Annotated in this window: 16 protein-coding genes; 7 read left to right on the top strand and 9 right to left on the bottom strand. The window is 71.8% G+C overall.

The annotated features are described in order from the left end of the window. Nucleotides 1-12: 12 nt before the first annotated feature. Together ABZX11_RS46560 and ABZX11_RS46555 are read left to right on the top strand one after the other, a co-directional pair. Entirely contained in the window at nt 13-732 is a 720-nt protein-coding gene (locus tag ABZX11_RS46560) for a histidine phosphatase family protein (RefSeq protein WP_354925270.1), read from the top strand. After that, nucleotides 710-1,579, top strand: a complete 870-nt coding sequence (locus ABZX11_RS46555; RefSeq protein ID WP_176171169.1) for an NAD(P)H-hydrate dehydratase — start codon at nt 710-712, stop codon at nt 1,577-1,579. Before ABZX11_RS46560 ends, ABZX11_RS46555 begins: the two co-directional genes overlap by 23 nt. 3 nt (nt 1,580-1,582) lie before the next feature. Here ABZX11_RS46555 and ABZX11_RS46550 read toward each other — a convergent pair whose 3' ends face one another. From ABZX11_RS46550 to ABZX11_RS46535, 4 genes are read right to left on the bottom strand one after another with little or no spacing between them, the layout of a single operon-like run. Beyond that, nucleotides 1,583-2,302, bottom strand: a complete 720-nt coding sequence (locus ABZX11_RS46550) for an SDR family oxidoreductase (protein ID WP_354925268.1) — start codon at nt 2,300-2,302, stop codon at nt 1,583-1,585. Next, nucleotides 2,299-3,150, bottom strand: a complete 852-nt coding sequence (locus tag ABZX11_RS46545; RefSeq protein ID WP_354925266.1) for an oxidoreductase — start codon at nt 3,148-3,150, stop codon at nt 2,299-2,301. The genes ABZX11_RS46550 and ABZX11_RS46545 overlap by 4 nt, the downstream gene beginning before the upstream one ends. 41 nt (nt 3,151-3,191) lie before the next feature. After that, on the bottom strand, nt 3,192-4,013 hold the full coding sequence (locus ABZX11_RS46540) for a helix-turn-helix transcriptional regulator (RefSeq protein WP_354925264.1): 822 nt from the start codon (nt 4,011-4,013) through the stop codon (nt 3,192-3,194). Between the two features lie 55 nt (nt 4,014-4,068). Continuing rightward, entirely contained in the window at nt 4,069-5,646 is a 1,578-nt protein-coding gene (locus tag ABZX11_RS46535; protein WP_354925262.1) for an alkaline phosphatase D family protein, read from the bottom strand. Nucleotides 5,647-5,794: 148 nt separating this feature from the next. Here ABZX11_RS46535 and ABZX11_RS46530 point away from each other — a divergent pair, with 148 nt between their 5' ends. Both ABZX11_RS46530 and ABZX11_RS46525 read left to right on the top strand, forming a co-directional pair. Continuing rightward, entirely contained in the window at nt 5,795-8,023 is a 2,229-nt protein-coding gene (locus tag ABZX11_RS46530) for a PHB depolymerase family esterase (protein ID WP_354925260.1), read from the top strand. A gap of 63 nt (nt 8,024-8,086) precedes the next feature. Beyond that, nucleotides 8,087-8,299: a hypothetical protein gene (locus tag ABZX11_RS46525; RefSeq protein ID WP_354925258.1), complete on the top strand. Its 213-nt coding sequence runs from the start codon at nt 8,087-8,089 to the stop codon at nt 8,297-8,299. 452 nt (nt 8,300-8,751) lie between these two features. Here the strand turns inward: ABZX11_RS46525 and ABZX11_RS46520 are convergent, their stop codons facing one another. Next, complete coding sequence (locus ABZX11_RS46520) at nt 8,752-9,168, bottom strand: ATP-binding protein (protein ID WP_354925256.1); 417 nt, start codon at nt 9,166-9,168, stop codon at nt 8,752-8,754. Nucleotides 9,169-9,513: 345 nt separating this feature from the next. Here ABZX11_RS46520 and rho point away from each other — a divergent pair, with 345 nt between their 5' ends. Further along, entirely contained in the window at nt 9,514-10,575 is a 1,062-nt protein-coding gene (gene rho / locus ABZX11_RS46515) for a transcription termination factor Rho (RefSeq protein ID WP_354925254.1), read from the top strand. Nucleotides 10,576-10,579: 4 nt separating this feature from the next. Here rho and ABZX11_RS46510 read toward each other — a convergent pair whose 3' ends face one another. After that, on the bottom strand, nt 10,580-10,756 hold the full coding sequence (locus tag ABZX11_RS46510) for a hypothetical protein (RefSeq protein ID WP_354925252.1): 177 nt from the start codon (nt 10,754-10,756) through the stop codon (nt 10,580-10,582). Between the two features lie 907 nt (nt 10,757-11,663). Here ABZX11_RS46510 and ABZX11_RS46505 point away from each other — a divergent pair. Then, nucleotides 11,664-12,599, top strand: coding sequence for a PrsW family glutamic-type intramembrane protease (locus tag ABZX11_RS46505; RefSeq protein WP_354925250.1), 936 nt, complete (start codon nt 11,664-11,666; stop codon nt 12,597-12,599). 4 nt (nt 12,600-12,603) lie between these two features. Here the strand turns inward: ABZX11_RS46505 and ABZX11_RS46500 are convergent, their stop codons facing one another. The 3 genes from ABZX11_RS46500 to ABZX11_RS46490 form a co-directional block, all read right to left on the bottom strand. Continuing rightward, nucleotides 12,604-12,804, bottom strand: a complete 201-nt coding sequence (locus ABZX11_RS46500; protein WP_354925248.1) for a DUF3072 domain-containing protein — start codon at nt 12,802-12,804, stop codon at nt 12,604-12,606. 66 nt (nt 12,805-12,870) lie between these two features. Further along, complete coding sequence (locus ABZX11_RS46495) at nt 12,871-13,293, bottom strand: hypothetical protein (RefSeq protein ID WP_354925246.1); 423 nt, start codon at nt 13,291-13,293, stop codon at nt 12,871-12,873. Between the two features lie 65 nt (nt 13,294-13,358). After that, entirely contained in the window at nt 13,359-14,408 is a 1,050-nt protein-coding gene (locus ABZX11_RS46490; protein WP_354925244.1) for a C40 family peptidase, read from the bottom strand. 405 nt (nt 14,409-14,813) lie between these two features. On the opposite strand from ABZX11_RS46490, the gene ABZX11_RS46485 reads away from it, so the two are divergent. Next, entirely contained in the window at nt 14,814-15,644 is an 831-nt protein-coding gene (locus ABZX11_RS46485; RefSeq protein WP_354925242.1) for a peptidoglycan-binding protein, read from the top strand. The last annotated feature ends 94 nt before the right edge of the window (nt 15,645-15,738 follow it).

Genomic DNA, 15,738 nt, shown 5'->3' with positions numbered 1-15,738 from the left:
AATCACGCGGTCGTGAACGTCGACTTGGACTGGGTGGGTGTGCTGCGGCACGGCCAGAGCACCGGGAACGTGGCCAGGGAAGAGGCGGAGTCGGCAGGCGCGGATGTGATCGACATCGCCGAGCGCGACGCCGACGTGCCGCTGACGGACCTGGGCCGGGAACAGGCCGCGGCCGCGCGGAAGTTCCTCGGCGAGCACCCGCCGGACCTCGTCGTCACCTCCACCTACCGCCGCGCCTGGGACACCGCACGGCTCGCCGTCCCCGAAGGGGTGGCGATCGTCCCCGACGAACGGCTGCGCGACCGCGAGCTCGGCGTGCTGGACCTGCTGACCTCCCACGGCGTCCGCGAGCGGTGGCCCGACGAGCTGCGGCGCAAGCGGCGGCTGGGCAAGTTCTACTACCGGCCGCCGGGCGGCGAGTCCTGGGCGGACGTCGTGCTGCGGCTGCGTTCCCTGCTCACCGAGCTCGGCGTCGAGCACGCCGGAAAGCGTGTTCTGCTGGCCGCGCACGAAATGACCGTGTTCGCCCTGCGCTACCTCCTCGAAGGACTGCCCGAGCCCGACCTGCTGCGCGCCGCCGACGCCACCGAAGTCCCGAACGGCTCGGTGACGGCCTGGGAACGCGACCCCGACGGCGGGTTCACCATGGTGCTGGCCCAGGAGGTCGGCCACCTGCACGCCACCGACACGCCACCGACGGCGGACGACGATGCCGCAGAACAGCTCAGCTGACCCGGCGCCGGTCAGCCCGGCCCTGCTGCGGGACTGGCGGATCGGCGCGGACGACCGCGGCACCGTGCTCGTCGTCGGCGGCGCCCGGACCGTGCCGGGAGCGCCGGCGCTGTCCGGGACCGCCGCCCTGCGCGCCGGCGCCGGCACGCTGCAGCTGGCGGTCGCCGAACGGCACGCGACGGCGATCGGCGTCTCGGTGCCGGAGTCGTCGGTGCTCGGGCTGCCGGAAACGGCGTCCGGCGCAATCGCCGCGGACGCCGTCGACCGGCTGGCCGACGTGCTGCCCGGCGCCGGCACGGTCGTGGTCGGCCCCGGCCTGACCGGCGCCGAGGAGACCGAGGACCTGCTGCGGCGCCTGGTACCGGCGATCGCCCCGGACGCGCGGGTGGTGCTCGACGCGTTCGCGCTCGGCGCGCTGAGCCGGGACCGCGCGCTCGCGGAACCGCTGTCCGGCCGGCTCCTGCTCACCCCGAATCGGGTCGAAGCGGCCTACCTCGACGGCTGCGAGGAAAAGGACGTCGACGACCTGGAGACGGCGGTGCGGATCGCCCGCGACTACGGCGGCGTGGTGCTGCTGATGGGTGTGGTCGCCGCACCGGACGGCCGGGTCTGGCGCGACGGCAGCGGCCACGTCGGCCTGGCGACCTCCGGCAGCGGCGACGTCCTGGCCGGCCTGACCGGCGGCTTCCTCGCCCGCGGCGCGGCCGTCGAGCAGGCCGCCTGCTGGGCGACGCACGTCCACGCGGTGGCCGGCCAGCGGCTGATCCCGGACACCGGCGCCACCGGCCTGCTGGCGCGGGAGCTCGTCGCCGAGATCCCGCGGGTCATCGCCGAGCTGGAGCGCTGAGCGTCACCGCTGCGCGGTGGGCCGCACGATGACCTCGTTGACGTCCACGCCCTCCGGCTGCCCGATCGCGTAGGCGACCGCGCCGGCGATCGCGTCCGCCGGGAGGGTCACCGCGCGGTAGCTACGCATCGCCTCCCGGGCGCCGGGCTCGGTGATGCTGTCGGCCAGCTCGGACTCGGTGACGCCGGGGGAGATCGTCGTCACGCGGATGCCGGGGCCCGCCTCCAGGCGCAGGCCCTCGGTGATCGCCCGGGCCGCGTACTTGGTGCCGCAGTAGACCGCGGCCGTCGGCACGACCTCGTGCGCGCCGGTGGAGGCGATCGTCACGAAGTGGCCGCCGCCGGCGCGGCCGAAGTGCGGCAGGACGGCGGCGATCCCGTGCAGCAGGCCGCGGACGTTGACGTCGATCATCCGGTCCCACTCCTCGACGTGCAGGGAGTCCAACCGGGACAGCGGCATCACACCCGCGTTGGCGACGAAGGCGTCGATCCGCCCGTGCGCCTCGACGGCGGCGTCGGCGAACGCGGCGACGTCCGCGCGGTCGGTGACGTCGAGGCGGTGCACGTCCGCGGTGCCGCCGGCGTCGTGGATCTCCTTCGCCAGCGCGGTCAGCCGGTCTTCGCGCCGGGCACCGAGCACGACGTGGTGGCCCTCGCCGGCCAGGCGCAGCGCGGTGGCGCGGCCGATGCCGCTGCTGGCTCCGGTGATGAGAACGGTCTTCACGGGGTTTCCTCCTGGGGGAAGTCGGCGGCGAGGGTGGTCTCGCGCCAGGTGTCGAAGGTGGTGCGGAGGGTGCCGAGCCGCGCGGTGGCGATGTCGTAGGCGGCCCGGCCGAGGAGCAGGCGCAGGGGCGGTTCGCCGGCGGCGACGGCGGCGAGGATCGCTTCGGCCGCGCGGGCCGGGTCACCCGGCTGCCGCCCGTATGTCGCGAGCGTCGCCTCCCGGCGGGCGCCCGCGGTCTCGGCGTAGTCGTCGATGCGGATCGCCGACTGCCGCATCGACGGGCCGGACCAGCCGGTGCGGAACGCGGCGGGCTCCACGATGGTCACCTTGATGCCCAGTGGCGCCACCTCCGCGGCCAAGGACTCCGAAAGCCCTTCCACGGCGAACTTCGTCGCGTGGTAGTAGCCGGTGGCGCCGAAGGCGGCCAGGCCGCCGAGCGAGGACACGGTGACGACGTGGCCGCTGCGGCGCGCCCGCATGCCCGGCAGGACCGCGCGGGTGACGTCGGCGAGGCCGAAGACGTTGGTGTCGAACAGCTTCCGGATCTCCTCGTCCTCGCCTTCCTCGATCGCGGCGAGGTAGCCGTAGCCGGCGTTGTTCACCAGGACGTCGATCCGGCCGAACACCGCTTCGGCACGCTGCACGGCGTCGACGACCTGGTCGTGGTCGGTGACGTCGAGCGGCAGGGCCAGCGCGCGGTCGCCGTGCGCCTCGGCGAGACCGGCCACGCGCGCCGGGTCGCGGGCGGTGACGACCGCGCGCATCCCGTGGCCGAGCACGGCTTCGGCCAGCGCGCGGCCGAGGCCGCCGGAACAGCCGGTGATGAACCAGACAGGGTTTTCGGGCACGACGAACTACTCCGTCCAATGTGGAAGGGGGAAAAGGTGGTTCAGGAAGCGGCGAGACTGCCCAGCAGGGCCAGTGCCGCTTCCGAGGGGCTGCCCGGCTCGGCTTGGTAGACGATCAGCTGCTGGCCAGGGGCGCTGTTCACGGTCAGCGCCTCGTAGCTCAGTTCCAGCTCGCCGACCAGCCGGTGGCGGAACCGCTTGGTCTCGTGGGTCTTCTGCCGGATGTCGTGGCGCGCCCACAGCCGGCGGAAGTCCGCGCTCTTGACCGACAGCTCGCCGACGGTGTCGATGAGCTGCGGGTCGTCCGGGTCGAGCCCGGCTGCCGCCCGCAGGCCGCCGACCGTGTTCACGGCCACGCGCTCCCAGTCCGGGTAGAACTCGCGGGCGTCCGGGTCGAGGAACACCAGGCGGACCAGGTCACCGCTGTGGGTGTGCCCGGCGAACAGCGCCTCGCCCAGCGCGTTGTGCGCCAGCACGTCGAGACAGCGGCCGAGCACGAGCGCGGGCGTGTCCGGCCAGCCGTCCATCAGGCGCAGCAGGTTCGGGCTGACCTGTTCGCGCCGCCGGGCGCGCCGGCGGCGGACCGGTGCCGGCCGGGCCAGCCGGTGGAGGTGCGCGGCGGCGTCGTCGTCCAGCGCCAGCCCGCGGGCCAGCGCGTCGACGACCTGCGCCGACGGGTTCCGCTCCCGGCCCTGCTCGAGCCGGATGTAATAGTCGGTGCTGACGCCGGCCAGCAGCGCCACCTCTTCGCGGCGCAGGCCCGCCACCCGCCGCGACCCGCCGGCGGGCAGGCCGAGCTCCCCGGGTCCCACCTGCGCGCGGCGGGCCCGGAGGAACTCCCCGAGGGTGTTGTCCTTGGCCACGTCTTCGAGGCTAACCCGGATCCGGCGGGGGAGGGTGGCCGCGCCGCACCCACCCTCAGACCAGCCGGATCGGCTCCCCGTCGTCGCCCGGGTCGGCCCGCAGCAGGGTCGCCGTGGCCGTCCGGCCGTCGACGTCGAGCTCCATGACCGCGTTGCCGAAGTGCGGGCCGGACACGCAGTGCCACGACAGCGGCGCGGGCGGGATGCCGGTGCGGCGGCCCAGCCATTCGCTCACCCGGGTGAGCGGCCGCGACCAGCCGGCCCGGAACAGCCGGTTCATGTACCACGGCACGGTGTTGTGCACCGGCGAGCAGGTCAGCTGGTGGACCGGCGCCGCGGTGCCGCCGTCGAACTGCGCCTTGGCCACGTAGGCGTGGTGCACGTCGCCGGACAGCACGTTGACCGACGCCGGTCCGTCGTCGGCGACGCGGGCGATGAGCTTCGCCAGCCGTTCGAACGACGTGCGGAACGCCGGCCAGTGCTCCAGGTCCACGAGCTGCCGGAACCACTCGTTGGCCCGCCCGACGAGCCCGGGCCGGGCGCAGAGCCGCTCGTTGACCGACTGCGCGGCCGACAGCGCGGTGGGCAGCAGCCACGGCAGCGACGTGCCGATCAGCAGGTGGTCGAAGCCGCCGGCCGCCTGCTCTTCGATCCAGCGGAACTCCTCGTCGCCGATCATCGAGCGCTGCCCGCCGGCGAGGATCCGGCCGGCCCGCGAGTCGATCACCAGCAGCCGGACCGGGCCGAAGTCGCGCCGGTAGGACCACCGGGTGCCCTTGGCGCCGTCGGCTTCGCGGTCGGCCCGGTCGGCGAACTCGCGCAGCAGCGCGGCGTTGTCCACACCGGACTTGCGCACCCGCTGGTAGAGGTCGTCCTCGGCCAGCTCGCGGGGCCCGAGGTTGCCGAGGTGCTGGTAGACCCAGTACGAGACCAGCGCGCCGCGGATCCGCTCCGGCCACCAGGACGTGCGGGCCATCTTCTCGCGCCAGGCCTGCGAGGTGTTCCAGTCGTCGCGGACGTCGTGGTCGTCGAAGATCATCGACGTCGGCACGGTGGAGAGCAGCCAGCGGACCGCCGGGTCGCACCAGGCCTCGAAGTACAGGTGGCAGTACTCCTCGAAGTCGGCGACCTCGTTGCCGGGCGGCTGCCCGGTGTCACGCCGGCTGGCGAGCCACTCCTGCGTCGCGTCGGTGGTTTCGTCGGCGTAGACCTGATCGCCCAGCAACAGCAGCGATTCGGGCCACTCGGCCTCGTCGAGGGCGGCGATCCGGTGGGCGTAGGCGGCGAGCGCGTCCGGGCCCAGCGCGTCCTGCTCCCGCGGCTTGCGGCAGGAGCCGAACACGAGCCGGAACCGCGGGTCGCCCGGCGCCAGCGTCCGGATCCGGCTCGGCGGCAGGTCGCTGCCCGGTTCCGGCCAGACGACGTGGCCGTCGAGCCGCACCTCGTACGGCGTGCTCTTCGCGGGTTCCAGCCCGGTGAGCACGACCAGCGCGTAGTGGTGGCCGGCGACTTCGAACGTCCGGGCGTCCGCGTCGCCGACGCGCACTTCGCACGGCCCGTCCGCCTCGACCCAGATCGTCGCCGAAGTGGCGTCGACGTGCCGCAGCAGCGGGCCCAGCAGCAGCTCGGTCATCCCGGAATCCTGCCAGAACCCCGCCGGGGCGGCCGATCGGTGAACCGCTCGAAACTTCCCGAAACGTTTCGATAATCGTTGACCGCCCGGGGACGGCGACGAACGATCGTCGCAGCTGCGCTCCCGCCCCCGGAAAGGATCTGCTCGAGTGCGAAGACTCCTCACCGCCCTTTCCGCCGCCGTGCTGGCGATCGCCGCGTCGATCGTGCTGGTCGTGGCGGCGCAGCCGGCCTCCGCGGCCACGCTGACCCGGGTCACCGACTTCGGCAGCAATCCCAGCAACCTCAGCATGTACACCTACGTCCCCGACCACGTCGCCGCCCGCCCGGCGCTGCTGGTGGCCGTCCACTACTGCACCGGTTCGGCGTCGGCGATCTTCAACGGCTACGCCCGCGACTACGTCACCGCGGCGGACCAGTACGGGTACGTCATCGTGTTCCCGGAAGCCACCCGCAGCGGGCAGTGCTTCGACGTTTCCTCGCCGCAGGCGCTCTCCCGCGGCGGCGGCAGCGACCCCGTCGGCATCCTGTCGATGGTCAACTGGGCCAAGCAGCGCTACAACGTCGACGCCTCCCGCGTGTACGTCACCGGGTTCTCCTCGGGCGCGATGATGACGAACGTGCTCGCGGCGGAGTACCCGGACGTGTTCGCCGCCGGGTCGGCGTTCATGGGCGTACCGGCCGGCTGCTTCGCGACCACGGACGGGTCGAGCTGGAACAGCCAGTGCTCGAACGGCCAGCTGATCAAGACGGCGCAGCAGTGGGGCGACCAGGCCCGGCAGATGAGCGGCGGCCGCAGCGGCCCGTACCCGCGGATGCAGCTGTGGCACGGCACGGCCGACGACACGCTGCGCTACCCGAACTTCGGGGAGGAGATCAAGCAGTGGACGAACCTGCAGGGGGTCGGCCAGACGCCGTCGTCGAGTGATTCCCCGCAGGGGGGCTGGACGCGGACCCGCTACGGCGCCACCGGCACGCAGGCGCCGGTCGAGGGCATCAGCGTCCAGGGTGCGGGGCACTCGCTGCCGCAGAACGGGATGATCCAGTACGCGATCGCGTTCCTGGGCCTGAACAGCAGCGGCTCGACCACGACGCCCACCACGCCGACCACCACTCCGACCACCACGACGTCTTCGACGCCGCCCGCCGGGGCGACGCTGGGCAACGCGGCGGCCCGGACCGGGCGGTACTTCGGCACGGCGGTCTCGGCGAGCAAGCTGTCGGACAGCGTGTACACCGGCATCTTGAGCCGCGAGTTCTCCATGATCACACCGGAGAACGAGATGAAGATCGACGCGACCGAGCCGTCGCAGAACCAGTTCTCCTACGCCGGCGCGGACCGGATCGTGAGCCAGGCGAGCAGCCAGGGCGCCCGGCTGCGCGGGCACACGCTGGCCTGGCACGGGCAGCAGCCGGGCTGGATGCAGAGCATGGAGGGCTCGGCGCTGCGGCAGGCGATGCTGAACCACATCACCCAGGTCGCGGCCCACTACCGCGGCAAGATCTACGCGTGGGACGTGGTGAACGAGGCGTTCGCCGACGGCGGTTCCGGCGCCCGCCGCGATTCGAACCTGCAGCGCACGGGCAACGACTGGATCGAGGCGGCGTTCCGCGCGGCCCGGGCGGCCGACCCGGACGCGAAGCTCTGTTACAACGACTACAACACCGACGACTGGAGCCAGGCGAAGACCCAGGCGGTGTACCGGATGGTGCAGGACTTCAGGTCCCGCGGCGTGCCGATCGACTGCGTCGGGTTCCAGGCGCACTTCAACGCCAACAGCCCGGTGCCCGCCGACTACCGGACGACGCTGCAGAACTTCGCCGACCTCGGCGTCGACATCCAGCTGACCGAGCTGGACATCGAGGGCTCGGGCAGCACGCAGGCGGCCGCCTTCCGCACGGTGACCGCGGCATGCCTGGCGGTCGCGCGCTGCACCGGGATCACGGTGTGGGGCATCCGCGACACGGACTCGTGGCGGTCGTCGGGAACGCCATTGCTCTTCGACGGCAACGGCCAGAAGAAGGCGGCCTACACGGCGGTCCTGGACACGTTGAACGGCGACACCCCACCGGACGGCGGCACGACGACCACCACCACGCCGGTTCCGAGCGGCTGCTCGGCGGTGTACGCGAAGACGGCGGAGTGGAACGTCGGGTTCAACGGCCAGGTGACGGTGTCGGGCACGAACAACTGGACGCTGACGATCACGTTCCACGCACCCCAGAAGGTGATCGGCAGCTGGAACTACACGGGAACGTGGGACAGCACGGGCTACGTCCTGACGGCCCGCCCCAACGGGAGCGGCAACGTGATCGGCTTCACCGTCCAGCACGGCGGCAACCTGACCGACCCGACGGTGACCTGCACGAGTCCATAGTGGTCGTGATCACAGGATCGAGGTCGTGCGAAAACTGTCGGTGGTGAGGGCTAGCCTCAGCGCATGAACACGGACGACGCAACAGTCCCGGCGCACCAGCTCACCAAGGGCCAGTGGTTCTGGCACGAGCCGGCGCCGGGGCTGCCTGCGTGGCAGCTGCAGGTGAATTCGGCGGAGCTGGTGGAGGATTCCGTCGAGATCTTCACTACTGATGGGGAGCGGGAGCTGGTTTCTTATCCGCGGAACCGGTTGGTTCGGTTGGCTGAGGTGGCTTGAGGGGTTGGTTCGGGGCCGGGAGGGGGTTGGGTGGGGGAGCGGGTCCGACTCCGGTGCTGCTGAGGCGGTTGTTCGGCCTTGACCGGCCGGAGTTGGGGCGGCGATCGGTCGCGATGGGCCGCGGGGGCGTGCGCGGCGATCGATTGCGTTGAGTCACAGGCTTATGCCGGGGAGCGACCGTTCGCCTGGGAGCCACAGGTTGGTGCGGGTCGCTTGCCTTGAGCAGAGCGCGGTCACTGGCTGATCTCAGGTGAACTTTGGGGGAATCCGCGCTGCCAGCGAACCTGCCCTGCGCGCGTGAACCGTCGCTGCGGGCGGAGCTGCGCGGCGCCCCGGCAAGCGCGAACCCGCCGGCGCGCTCGTAAGCGAGCCGGCGGGTGGTGGTTCGTTGGCGTCTCTGCCAGCTGTGTCGGCCCGTCGCCTTTTTCTTCCGGCGTGCTCGGGCTCGTCCCTCAGCTTGCGTCGCGGAGGGAAGGCGGGCGCCAGGTCATGCGGACCGTTGTTCCCTTTTCGCCCGAGGCTATGTCGGACTGGTCCGTCACCTGGTCGATCAGCAGCAGGCCGCGGCCGCCCGAGGTGCGCAAGCCTGCTTTCTTCGGGCGGGTTGCCGGGATGCCGCAGCCGGTGTCCGTTACCGTTATCGTGATCGTGTCGCCCTCTCGGCGGGCCTGCAAACGGGCCCAGCCGTGGCCGTCCGGGTAGGCGTGGGCCGCCACGTTGGCCAGGGCTTCGTACGTTGCCAACGTCATGTCGTGCTTGCTCTCCGGGTCGAGCGGGAACCCGCTCAGCCACTGGAGCAGCTTGCGGCGCAGGCCGGCCATCTCGTTCGGCAGTGCCGGCGCCAGCTCTTCGAACGTCGAGGCGACCACGGCTCCGGCGCCGAAACGCTCCGGGGCCGTGGTCCCGGCTTGGTCGGCGTCAGTGCTTTCGCCCGTATCGACGCCAGAGTCCGGGGTATGTCGATACACGATCCGCTCCCATCGTCAGCCGCGGTTCCCCCGTGTCAGCGGGCTTCTCCGATGGACTACCCACGGCCACGGGTTCTTACCCGTTGTGCTTCGTGAGATCTGTCGCTACAGTGGAGACGCTCCTCGCGGATGCCGGCCCCTCGGCCGCCCGGAGGCAGCTCCCTCGGATTCAGGCCAGTCGGCCTCCTTCCTTCTTTCCGGCCTCGCCGTCCGTGCGCAGGCCCATCACCACCTCAGGAGACACCCATGTCCTTTCACGGAATCCTCGACCTGTCCGGCAAGACCCCGTTCGCCCGGCCCGGCTACCGGCCCGCGCCGGACGACGTCGCCGTCCCGCTTTCCCTGGTGCGCAAGCACAATCTGCGGCCCGGTGACGAAATCAGCGGCGAAGGCGAAAAGCTCGTCAGCGTCAACGGCCACAACCCGGACGAGCCGCGCCCCCGGTTCGCCGACCTCGTGCCGGTGCACCCGGACCGGCGGCTGCTGCTCGAAACCACGCCGACGCGGCTGCTGCCGCGCGTCATCGACCTCGTCACCCCGCTCGGCCGGGGGCAGCGCGCGCTGGTCGTTTCGCCGCCGAAAGCCGGGAAGACCACGGTGCTGCAGGAAATCGGCCACGGGCTGTCGGTCAACCACCCCGACTGCCGGCTGCTGGTCCTGCTCGCCGACGAGCGTCCGGAGGAGGTCACCGAGCTGAGCCGGACCGTGCGCGGCGAGGTGATCGCGTCCACTTTCGACCGGCCGCCCGCCGAACACGTTGCGGTGGCGGAACTCGCGGTCGAGCGCGCGAAACGTCTGGTGGAGCACGGCGAGGACGTCGTGCTGCTGCTCGATTCGCTCACCCGGCTCGGCCGCGCGTACAACCTTTCGGCCCGCCCGTCCGGCCGCACCCTGTCCGGCGGCGTCGACGCGGCCGCGTTGCAGCCGATGAAGCAGATCCTCGGCGCGGCACGGAACATCGAGGGCGGCGGTTCGCTCACCATCATCGCGTCGGCGCTGGTGGAGACCGGTTCCCTGGCCGACACGGTGTTCTTCGAGGAGCTGAAGAGCACCGGCAACGCCGAACTCAAACTCGACCGCAAGACGGCCGAGCGGCGCGTCTTCCCGGCGGTCGACGTGGCGGCTTCCGGTACCCGGCGCGAAGAACTGCTGGTCACCCCGGGTGAACTGGCGGCCATGCGCGAGGTCCGGCGGGCGCTGCCGGGGCCGCACGCGATCGAGCAGCTGCTGGAACAGCTGCGCAAGACCGGGTCCAACGCCGAGTTCCTCCTCCGCGTGACCGGCGCGGCCCTGTCGGCGGCGGCCTGAGCGTTCAGCTTTCGCGACGCTCCCGCAGCTCACCGATCACTTCCGCCCCGACACTGTCGGCTTCCTCGGCGGTTTCCGGCGGCTCGCCCTCGCCGGGACGGTAGAGCCGATCCTCTGGACGGCCGGGATCCGGGGTGCCGGGCCGGGCGATTTCGGGCTGCTGTTCGTTCGGCTGGGACATGCCCGTCAGGTACCCGGTTCGCGAGCGATCACTCATCGAGGCGGCTGGTAGGGGGTGGAGCGCGGGTAGGAGGGCCGTTTGGGTCCGCGGTTGAGCGCGGCCACGAGAAACCCGAACCCGACGACGGTGACGACGAGCGCGGCGGCCCCGGGCGAGAAGGCCCACCACGCAAACCCCCCCCGGCGGCAACGAGCCAGGCGGCGACGAAGGTCCGCTTCGCGGTGAGGGGATACGGCTTCGGCAGCTCCCGGACGGCCGCACCGCCGAGCACGAGCAGCCCGGCGAGGATGACGAGCAGCACGGTCAGGTACACGAAAGTCCTCCTTCGGCGGGGACTGTGTGGTTACCCGGCCGGGTGCTCGACAAGCCGTGGCCTCGCGCACAGCCCACGCCCGCCGAAGGCAGCCTCCCGACGGCAACGACCAGCACGGCTCCGGAGCGGGTCGCCGAAGTAAACCCGCGCGCAAGATTGCGAGGGGCTCGCGGGCTGGGCCCGGCGGGAGTGCGCGCCCAGGGCCGCGGTCGGCGGGGTCGGCTGGCTCGCGCGCCGGCCTCAGCAGGCACTCCCGCGCCCGACGCGGCGACGCGCGTGTCCGGCCGACCGACGCCCGGCACTGGCTGTGCCGGTGAGGTCATGCCGCCCGGCGCCGGCTGTGCCGGTGAGGTCAAGCGGCCCGGCGCCGGCTGTGTCGGTGAGGTCAAGCCGCCCGGCACTCGCTCGGCCGGTGAGATCAAGTCGCCCAGCAGCCGCTGCGCCGGTCAGGCCACGTGACCGAGTCCGACCGGTCGCCCACCTTCACCCGCGCCGGGCTACCCGCGTGCTCGCCGCCCCCTCCTGCCCTCGAACTGCCTCATCGAGCCGTCGCTGCGGGCTGCGGGGCGCCCGGAAGCAGGGCACAGTACCTCCATGGCCCATCCGTCCGCCCGCCCTGCGGCCGGGGCCCGGTCACGCCGGGTCTGGCTGCGGATGTTCCTCACCGGTGCCCTTCTCTGGGTGCTTGCCGTTGTCGTCACCTTCGTCACCGGCAACCCGAACCTCGTTCCCACCGTCGTGCTGCTCGGGAGCTTCCTCGTTCCCGTCACCTTCGTCGCCTGGGCCTTCGGGCGGCGGCGGAGTGGTGAGGTCACCTCCGAACTGCTCTTCAGCACCTTCGTCGCCGGTGGGGTGCTCGGCGTGCTCGCCGCCTCACTGCTCGAGTCCTACCTGCTCCATCCCTCCGCTTTCCTGTTCGCCGGGGTCGGCCTCATCGAAGAAGCCGTCAAGCTCGCCGTGCTGGCCGTGCTCACCCGGCACCTGCGGGTCAAGTTCGCCGCCGACGGGATCGTGCTGGGCGCGACCGTCGGGTTCGGGTTCGCCGCCTTCGAATCCGCCGGGTACGCCTTCACCGCTCTGTTCACCGAACGCGGGCTCTCGCTCATGGACCTCGTCCAGACCGAACTGCTCCGCGGCGTGCTCGCCCCCGTCGGCCACGGGCTCTGGACCGCGATCCTCGGCGGCGTGCTCTTCTCCGCCAGCGACCACCGCCACTTCGCCCTGACGCTCCGCCTGCTCCTCAGCTACCTCGGTGTCGCCCTGCTCCACGGCCTCTGGGACGCCATGCACGGCATCGCCCTCGTGCTGACCCTGCTGCTCACCGGCACGCCGTGGGACTACGCGCAGCTCGAACAGGGTTACCAGCCCACCGGACTCCAAGCCGACGTCTTCACCGTGCTCTCCTGGGGTGGCCTCGCCCTGATCTCGGTGATCGGCATCGGCTGGCTGCTCGCCGTGCGCGCCCGGGCACGGCGCGGCGAACGGCAGGCCGGCGTGCTGTGGCGGATCCCCGCCGGACGGCCGCGGTGAGCCCTCACGTGCCGCGGCCGGTCGCCTTCTGCAGGGCGTCGATCCGCTCCGACGCCTCCGCCTTCGTCAGGTTCTCCGGCACCTCTTCCCCGGCTTCCTGCGCCAGCGTCTGCAGGTACGACTTCTGCGGCCCGGTCATCGGCTCGTCGCCGGTGGTCCAGTCGCTCGGGTCCTTCTCCGGGTTCGGCTCCACCTGGTCGGTCATCTCAGCTCCAATCGAACGTTTGTTCGCCTGCGGTCGACTGTAGCGCAGGCCTCCGACAACCGCCGGTCACGACCCGGCCGGCGGTGTGCTCGGCGCGCCCGCCTCGTGGCCCGGCTGCCCGTGCGTCCGGCGGTCGTCCTTCATCTGCTGTTCGTGCAGGTGACGGCGCCCTCCCGTGAGGGAGGTGAGCAGCTCGCGCTCGAGGTCGCGGCCCGCCTTGTAGTAACCGTCGTCGTACTCCTCGACGATCTGGAAAGTCCACCGATCGGGTAACACGTTGAGCCCGATGAGCTCTTCGGAGATCCGCCGCGCCCAGTCGCCGTGGCCTGCCTTCTCGAGCTGCTCGACGGCCTCGCCGAGGGCCAGGTCGGCACTGCCGGTCAGCTGGTGGAAGGAGTAGAGGTGCCCGCGGGCGCGCTCGATCGTTTCGAGTGCCTCGGTCACCTTGCCGACGGCGGCGACGGTGGCGGCGTCAGGGTTGTCGTCCATGCGCGCAAAGTGCCCCGTTCCGCGATTTCTACACGTCGCGGAACGGGGCACCGGGGCCGGCGGGATCAGGCCGTGGGGCGCGTGGCCCCCGCGTACTGGCTCATCAGCGGCGAGATCTTGACGACGTCGCCGCTCGTCGGCGCGTGCACCATCTTGCCGTCGCCGATGTACATGCCGATGTGGGACACCGGCGAGTAGTAGGCCACCAGGTCGCCGGGCTGCAGCTGGTCGCGCGACACCGGCGTGCCGAACCCGGCCTGCGCCGACGACGTCCGGGGCAGGTTGATGCCGGCCTGCTTGTACGCCCACTGCATCAGGCCGGAGCAGTCGAACGTGCTCGGCCCGGTGGCGCCCCAGACGTAGGCGCTGCCGAGCTTGCTCAGCGCCGCGTTGACCGCGGTCTGCGCGGCCGCGGTGGGCGCCTTGACGTTCGGGGCCGCCCCGCCGGTGTCCTTCTGCGCGGCGCGGTCGGCGCTGCTGAGGTTGCGGCTCTGCGCCTCGATCTGGTCGATCTGGCCCTGCAGGTCCTTCTTCTTCGCCTCGATGTCCGAAGCCAGCTTCGCCGCCGCGTCCCGGGCGTCCTGGGCCCGCTTCGCCGCGTCGGCGGCCGCCTTCTCCGCCGCCGTGGCCTTGGCCGCCGCGCCGTTGAGGTTGTCCAGTGCGGCGTTCTTGTCGGTCGCGATGACCTCGAGCGCGGCCGAGCGGTCCAGGAAGTCCTGAGTGGACGTTCCGGCCAGCAGCGCCGACAGCTTGTTCATCTGGACGCCGCTGGTGAACGACGCGCCGGCGAACTTGTCCACTTCGGACTGGTACTGCTGCTTCGCCCGGATCGCCTGCGCGCCGGCGTTCTTGGCCGCCGTGACGTCGGCATTGGCCTCGTCGAGCTGGCCCTGCTTCGCGGTCAGGTCGTCCTGGGCGCGCAACAGGTCCTCGTTGAGCTTTTCCGCCTGCGCCGCGAGTTCGCGGTACTTGGCGAGGGCGTCGGAGCCGGCGGGCGGCGCCTGGAGGACGGGGACGGGGGCGGCGGTGGCCGGCTGGGCCATGGTGACGACGGTGATCACCGAGGCCGCGGCGAGGGCACCTGACACCACGCGCTTGACGGGATGCGAACGCATTCTCGCGCGGGTCTCCTTTGCTGATCGGCCGCCGGCGGGTACCGGGAAGGCGAGCCGGGGGCCTCGCCGGGGCGCGCTCGGCCGCAACAGGAAGAGCGCGCGGGGTGGTCCGGTACCCGGGAGGGGGTATCGGCGGCGATCTCGCGTCGCCGTCTTGGGGACGACCGGGGGCCGCGAGATCTCGAACAGGTTACGAAACGAGCACGGCCACGTCCAGGGCGGGGCGCTCGAAACTGTGCGTGACGCTCGTTAACACGGCTGGACCAGGGGGAGCAGGGTCCGACTGTGGTGGGGATTACAAGCTGTCACCACAGCACGGGCGGGGTGCATCCGCTTTGTACGTCCCTTGTACCCGGTTCGGTGATCCTTCGGGCCACAAGCGATTCCGACTCATGGAGGACCAGGATGTTCACGAAGGCCGCCGTGCTCACGGCGCTCACCGCCGCGACTTTCGCCGTGGCCGCACCGGCTCAGGCGGAAACCGCGGCCACGACGGCGCTGCCCACGGCGAACATGGAGGCCGTGCTGAAGGCGGCCCAGATCGACCCGCGCCGCGCCGACGACACCCAGACCCCGGGCGCGCACGACAGCGTCCTGCTCGTCGAGCAGGCGCTGCAGGCCAAGGGGCTGCTCGACAGCCAGTACGTCGACGGCTACTTCGGCACGACGACGATCACGGCCTACTCGCAGTACCAGAAGTCGCTGGGCTACACCGGGATCGACGCGTCCGGCCTGCCGGGCAAGACGTCGCTGGAGAAGCTGGGCGAGGGCCGGTACACGGTCACCAACCCGGTCTCCGCCGGCAGCCAGGTGACCTACCACGGCAAGACCCTCAACACCCGCACCAAGGCGATGCTCGTTGCGGCGGAAGGAAAGGCCGGCTTCCAGGTCGCCTTGACGCAGGGCTCCTACAACCCCGGCGGGGTCGACGCCTCGGCCGGGACGCACGACGGCGGCGGCGCGATGGACATCTCGGTGTCCGGGATGTCGTCGGCCAACCGCACCACCCTGCTCAAGGCGCTGCGCAACGTCGGCTTCGCGGCCTGGTACCGCACGCCGGCGCAGGGCTTCGACTACCACATCCACGCGATGGCCATCTCCGACCCGGACCTGTCGTCGGGTGCCCAGCACCAGACCGGCGACTACTACCTGGGCATGAACGGCCTGGCCGGCCGCGGCGCCGACGACGGCCCCCAGGTCACGAAGGTCACCTGGGAGGAGTACCAGCGCGGCTGATGCCGGTGGTGCGCCCGGCCGTGGTGGCACGGCCGGGTAGTTCCGCAAGGCTCGCTCGTCCGGGCGAGAACCGGCGCGACATACAGGAGTAGAC

It is taken from the genome of Amycolatopsis sp. NPDC004169 (assembly GCF_040610315.1).
Classification (GTDB): domain Bacteria; phylum Actinomycetota; class Actinomycetes; order Mycobacteriales; family Pseudonocardiaceae; genus Amycolatopsis.
Note: the sequence above shows the minus strand (reverse complement) of the source record. Positions and strands in the feature narration are given on the sequence as shown.

Bases quoted from the DNA above. Each gene is read 5' to 3' on its own strand.
- ABZX11_RS46490 (WP_354925244.1), bottom strand. From the start codon at position 14,408: ATGCGTTCGCATCCCGTCAAGCGCGTGGTGTCAGGTGCCCTCGCCGCG.
- ABZX11_RS46485 (WP_354925242.1), top strand. From the start codon at position 14,814: ATGTTCACGAAGGCCGCCGTGCTCACGGCGCTCACCGCCGCGACTTTC.
- ABZX11_RS46505 (WP_354925250.1), top strand. From the start codon at position 11,664: ATGGCCCATCCGTCCGCCCGCCCTGCGGCCGGGGCCCGGTCACGCCGG.
- ABZX11_RS46555 (WP_176171169.1), top strand. From the start codon at position 710: ATGCCGCAGAACAGCTCAGCTGACCCGGCGCCGGTCAGCCCGGCCCTG.
- ABZX11_RS46500 (WP_354925248.1), bottom strand. From the start codon at position 12,804: ATGACCGACCAGGTGGAGCCGAACCCGGAGAAGGACCCGAGCGACTGG.
- rho (WP_354925254.1), top strand. From the start codon at position 9,514: ATGTCCTTTCACGGAATCCTCGACCTGTCCGGCAAGACCCCGTTCGCC.
- ABZX11_RS46535 (WP_354925262.1), bottom strand. From the start codon at position 5,646: ATGACCGAGCTGCTGCTGGGCCCGCTGCTGCGGCACGTCGACGCCACT.
- ABZX11_RS46495 (WP_354925246.1), bottom strand. From the start codon at position 13,293: ATGGACGACAACCCTGACGCCGCCACCGTCGCCGCCGTCGGCAAGGTG.
- ABZX11_RS46510 (WP_354925252.1), bottom strand. From the start codon at position 10,756: ATGTCCCAGCCGAACGAACAGCAGCCCGAAATCGCCCGGCCCGGCACC.
- ABZX11_RS46525 (WP_354925258.1), top strand. From the start codon at position 8,087: ATGAACACGGACGACGCAACAGTCCCGGCGCACCAGCTCACCAAGGGC.